General features: G+C 36.0%; 3 protein-coding genes. 2 read left to right on the top strand and 1 reads right to left on the bottom strand.

Translation table 11 applies throughout. The features are described from left to right. Positions 1-849: 849 nt before the first annotated feature. Positions 850-4812 (bottom strand): AsmA-like C-terminal region-containing protein, encoded by a 3963-nt coding sequence (locus tag DFQ11_RS13960; RefSeq protein WP_110476501.1) that lies wholly within the window; start codon positions 4810-4812, stop codon positions 850-852. A 453-nt stretch (positions 4813-5265) separates the two neighbouring features. Here DFQ11_RS13960 and DFQ11_RS15400 point away from each other — a divergent pair, with 453 nt between their 5' ends. Both DFQ11_RS15400 and DFQ11_RS15125 read left to right on the top strand, forming a co-directional pair. After that, the gene (locus DFQ11_RS15400; RefSeq protein ID WP_262508294.1) at positions 5266-5397 is read left to right on the top strand and encodes a hypothetical protein; all 132 of its coding nucleotides are present in this window, start codon (positions 5266-5268) and stop codon (positions 5395-5397) included. Positions 5398-5625: 228 nt separating this feature from the next. Then, positions 5626-5799 carry a phosphotransferase gene (locus tag DFQ11_RS15125; RefSeq protein WP_146221543.1) on the top strand — a complete coding sequence of 58 codons (174 nt, stop codon included), beginning with the start codon at positions 5626-5628 and terminating at the stop codon, positions 5797-5799. Positions 5800-5923: the final 124 nt, after the last annotated feature.

Here is a 5923-nt window from a genome sequence, read left to right as displayed (position 1 = left end):
TGTTAGTTACAAAAAGACGAACGTTCCACTCTGTCAGTTCGAGTGTTTCGAGTTTTTGAGAAATGTGTCGAGAACTAATGGAACTAAGAAGTTATTCCACAGAGACTCGCAGAGAGAACACAAAGTTTCACAGAGAAATTAATAGAAAGTTTAGAATTTAGACTAACAACACTTCACTTTTAACTTTTCACCTTTCACTTTTCACTCCCATTCCCTAATCCCTAATCCACTAATCTCTAATACCACACTACCGTCAGTTCGAGTGTTTCGAGTGCGCGAGAAAAGTATCGAGAACTAATGGAACTAAGAAATTATTCCACAGAGATAACACAGAGAAGACACAAAGCCCTCAAACAATCACCAACCCAAGCAAAAAAGAAAGTCCCCAATTTCGACAGGGTCGAAAGCTCAATTTGCAGAAATAAAGAGCGAAGAAACGGAACTGCGAAGTGGAGCTTCAAGCATGTAGTTTCGAAAGCGAATGGTGCGAATACCTTAAAAAAATATAAGCGACATGAGTAATTTCCTCAAATTGATATGATTTTTTGGTTCGTTTTGCATCAAGGCAAAATGAACGTAGTGAATGCATGTCAGACCTAGTGTTACGAGTAAGCGAAAAATGTATCGAGGACTACTGGAATTAAGCTAATACACGGAGACTCGCAGAGAGAACACCAAGTTTCACAGAGAAATTAATAGAAAGTTTAGGATTTAGACTAATAACGCTTCACTTTTAACTATTCACACCAACTCACTAACTCACTAACTCACTAACTCACTAACTCACTAACTCACTAACTCACTAACTCACTGATTCACTGATTCACTGACTCACTCACTCACCAACTACTAATCCTGTTCCTTATTCAACTTCCTAAGCTTTCTATTACTCAGTCTGAACTTCACTTTAATATTTTTATTCTTTTCCTTTTTCGCCGTTTTATCTTGTTTGAGTTGCAGGTAAAATTTAGAACCTGCATCGGCAAAAGTTGTTTTATCAGGTAAAGTAAGTCCGTCGTTGCTTTTAAGGTTGCTCCATGGTAAGGATAACCATATATTCATGTATTCATCAAATTTTAAACGACCTTCAACAAATACATGTAATGCTGTAGATTGAATTTCGGTTCTCGGAATTATAAGTTCCCCATTCTTAATTTCAAATGTTTGAACAATGGGTTGAAAGCGTAGTTCCTTAAATCGTTCGTCCTTCATCAAGGTCGAATTCTCCATAATTGGCTTATAATCAAATAGTTCTAAATCTGATAATTCGATGTTTATGACACCATTCAAGGAATTCATATTCAACCTGCCTTCATTATTAACATTTCCGGAGGCTTTGATCGTATAATTAAGATTACCGGCAATTTTCTCTGCATTTCGCAAGTCTTCATCATTGAAATAATTTAACCGAGATGCTAACTCGTAGAGGTCAATATTATTGGCATTTATATTTATATTCACCGGAATATTCTGGTCATTGCTCATTCCAAAATCCACATCAAATTCTAACGAACCTCCATAAAAATTGAAATGGGTATCCCGGATTTTAAGACTGTCTGAGGTATTAAATAAAAGATTCAAACCAAAATCAGTTAAATCCAAATTCTTATGTTTTAGACTGTCTATAGTTATACTCGCCGTTGGATAGAACGATTTGTTGATATTCACTAATGATGATTTAAATTTTTGCAAGTCAAATTCTTCACCCTTCTTTTCCGATGTTCTTCTTTTCGAAGATGCTATTCTTATGAATTCTTTGAGGTCTGCGGAATCTAAATAAGGCGAGTAAATTGAAAAATTAGAACTGTGGTTCGTGGTGCTTTCGAGGTTATTTATAAAATCAGAAAAATGATCAATAGATCCTGAGAAAAATATAGAACTTTTTCCAGGTAAATCGACATCTAAGGTGGTTAAGGTGGCGACATTATCAGCAATCCTAATATGCATACTATCCACAGGTATTTGAAGGGCAGCCGCATTATAATCTACCAAGGTGTTGCTGATTTTTAAATCTCCAAAGCCTTGGGAATGCAAAACTTTTAAATTTTGAGCTTGAGCTTTATACTGTCCATGGAACTCAAAATCACCGGATTGGAAGATGAAGTTTTTGGTCTTTAAATAATCGTTTAAGTTTTTAGATTTACCTTTTATACTAATTAAAAAGTTTAAATCGAAAGGGTTATTGTTTAAGGAATCTAAGGCGCTTGTATGGGCATTTATTTGACCGTTTATGTTTGCAGTAGTTTGTTTATAGTTGAAATCGAGATGGTATAATCTTAGAATTGAATCATTTTCAAAATAGACTAAAGCCTTAACATTTTCAGTGATTAAGTCCTGAAATTTAAGCGAATCAATGGCTAATTCTATTTTAGGATTAAATCTATTGATATCCTTGAAAATATGATGTAATGCACTTTTATTCTTCGGTTTAATGAGCTTTCCTTCTTGCTTTAATGAACGAATGGCCTCTAAAGAAGAATCGCCATCAATATAAGGGGCGGTAATTTTTAAGTCGATAGATCCTTTGTCCGTGTTATCGTCAATTAAAAAACTCGGAAACTGCTTTATGCTTCCTTTGAGTTTTATGGGATACATTTCTCCAATTTCTAAATTGAAGGTATTAAGAAGCAGGTTGGATTTATTTACAAACAGGGTTAAGGAGTCTACATTGATATCAATGTCTGCTGGAGCATAATGGAGTCTCGTATGGTTTAGAGTGAGGTCGCCTTTAGCGTTATGTAGAACCTCTTTAAGTTCCTTAAGATTACCAGTTACATTTCCATAGAATTTATATTCTCCAGAATCTATTCTAAAAAGTTTGATATTAAATAATTCTGCAAAAACAGATACAGAACCTTCCGATATGGCTTCGGCATTTATGTAAATAGCATCTCGTAAATGACTCTCAGGTTCAGGAACCACAACATTACCTTTCAAACTTGTAAAGGCTTCTAAATAATTAAAATCGAAATGTCGTAATAAAATAGTTTTGGAATTAATTAAGTCTATTTCCGACTTTAAATTGGATATCGTAACGTCATTATAGGTTAAGGCGCCAATGTTGATTTCAAATTTAGGATGAAATTGATGGTATATAGCGTCTAGGGTTTCGTGTAAATTATTTCTATCGTCAATTTGAGTATTAGAATGTGGTACGAATTGTTTTGCTAAGGCAATGAGTTCATTTATATGTAATGCTTCAGAGTCTACTAAGATACTACTTGTAGTAGGTGATTCTGGATTTTTAGTCAGAAGTGCAGCTATGTTTTTAAGCTGACCTTTAAGTACTAAATCTTGGCCATTTGGGAAATTGACAATCAAACGTCTCAAGATAGATTGTTCCCGCTCCAAAGCGAGGTCTATGGTTTGAATTGGGAGTTGCAATCCATTTTTCTTTAGAATAACCCGAGTGTCTTTTAATTTAAAACGACCTGTTGCTTTATTAATAAAGTGGTGGGACTTTGGAATATCTCCTGAAATGGTGGCGTCAAATTGAAACGTTCCTCCTTTAAAGTCGAAATTCTCCATCTCCATAAGCTTGACGAGGGCTTCATTAGATCCCTCTAAATTGACATCAGCTTGAACAAAGTTTAAGGCCTCAGGCGTACTTTGGTAATAGGAGTTGTCTATTTTGAGCTTTATATCGTCTGAAGTGGCGCGTAAATCATTAAAGGTTATTTTTAAATCTGAAGGTGATTTATACTTGATTTTTAAACTGTCAATTTCATAAATATCATTAGTTAAATGTGCCTTGAATGAAAGATTTTGAAGATGGAATTTCTCATCGATGATGATTTCATTATCCTCTGTTGAAAAATCGACTTCAATCTTAGGGTCGTTTCCAAAAGCGAATTCGCCGGTTAGGTGGAGATCTGTGTTTAGTGTTTTCTTTAAGTCGTAAATATCAAGCGCGTTGGTAATGTTTTTTGGTAATAAACCTTTAACCGCTTTAAAATCGGTATCTGAGTTTTTAAGGTTGAATTCATAATTGTCAGATGCTGATAAGTCAAAATTTGCGCTTAGACGAAAGTCTTGATGATCCACTTTAAATAAGAACTCGGGTACTGAAATATGATTGTTTTTTAAGTCAATCGTGAAATTAGGATTCCCCTTAACACGAGCACCATTAAAGTAACTACCTTTTTTAGTGTTGAACCCTAAGCTGTTCACGGTGATATCCATGCGCATTTGTCCATCTAGCTGAATATCATCTCCTGTATAAGAACCTTCTATTCTATGAATATCAAAGTTGAAATTTTTTTCAAGAATATGGTTTTTAGTTTCGTAGCTCACATTCTCCAATGAAAATTTGACATCATCTGTATGCAACCATTCGGGCATTTTGATGCCTTCATGGGATCTGTTCTCTTTGTTTAGTTTTAATTGTTGATGATATTCAATTGATCTTTCAGAAATCACTTCTGAAGTGATAGTGGCATTTTTAATAGTGATATGTTCAAACTGAATATCGCCCCGCAGTAGTTTTCCGGCGCCAATAACTAATTTGGCTTCTTCGATATTTATGCTTGAGTGTTTATCTGATATCGTATCAATATGGGTTTGCTTAATATGTTTTAAAGTAAACCCAACTTTGGGAAAGCCACGTATAAAACTCGCATTGACTTTTCCAATGGTTAATGTGCCGGAGTTGTTTTCATTATACCAATCTTGAAATACGTTAATCACCGTATCTCTATTATACCATCCAATGGTGAATAAAGTCGTAGGAACGGCAATAAGGATTAAAAGGGCAACAAGTATTCGCTTCCGCCATTTGCGGTACTTGGTTTTGTTGCTCTTAGATTTCGGCATGGATGAAATTCAATTTTAAGGTAAAATAAGAAGAAAAAATGAAACGATATTTATACAGGTCAAATACTTGTGAGAAAGTAGGGGTGGGAGGTTGGAAGTTGGATGTTGTAAGTTGGAAGCTGGAAGTTGGAAGCTAGAAGCTAAAACAAATGACTAAAATCGATTCACTTTTTACTCCCATTCCCTAATCCCTAAAGCTTACAGCCTAACAACCAATCATCTCTTCACTTTTCACACTAACTCACTAACTCACCAACTCACTAGCTCACCAACTCACTGACTCACTGACTCACCACCGTCAGTTCGAGTGTTTCGAGTAAGCGAGAAACGTATCGAGAACTCTTGGAGCGGATAGGCTGTAACACAGAGACTCACAGAACGAACACGAAGCTTTACAGAGAATTTATTAGAACATAGAGACTAGATTGTTAGAATCTAGATGCTGGAGGTTGGATGTTGGAAGTTGGATGCTGGATGTTGGAAGCTGGATGGTGGAAGTTGGAAGCTAGACATTGGAAAGTGGATATTGGAGGTTGGAAGTTAGAGAGTCGACACTTTGACACTTTACTAAAGACTAACGACTAAAAACTACAAACTAGAGGTTAGAAGCTAGAAACTAACACAAATGACTAAAATCGATTCATTTTTCACACTAACTCACTCACTAGCTCACTGACTCACCACCGTCAGTTCGAGTGTTTCGAGTGCACGAGAAACGTATCGAGAACTCTTGGAGCGGATAGGCTGTAACACAGAGACTCACAGACCGAACACGAAGCTTCACAGAGAGTTTATTAGAACAGAGAGACTAGATTGTTAGAATCTAGATGCTGGAGGTTGGATGTTGGAAGTTGGATGCTGGATGTTGGAAGCTGGATGGTGGATGTTGGAAGCTGGAAGTTGGAAGCTAGACATTGGAAAGTGGATATTGGAGGTTGGAAGTTAGAGAGTCGACACTTTGACACTTTACTAAAGACTAACGACTAAAAACTACAAACTAGAGGTTAGAAGCTAGAAACTAACACAAATGACTAAAATCGATTCATTTTTCACACTAACTCACTCACTAGCTCACTGACTCACCACCGTCAGTTCGAGTGTTTCGAGTGAC

The sequence above is a fragment of the Winogradskyella epiphytica genome (assembly GCF_003217215.1).
Lineage (GTDB): Bacteria > Bacteroidota > Bacteroidia > Flavobacteriales > Flavobacteriaceae > Winogradskyella > Winogradskyella epiphytica.
The sequence above is the reverse complement of the archived record's forward strand: the minus strand, read 5'-3'. Positions and strand labels throughout refer to the sequence as shown.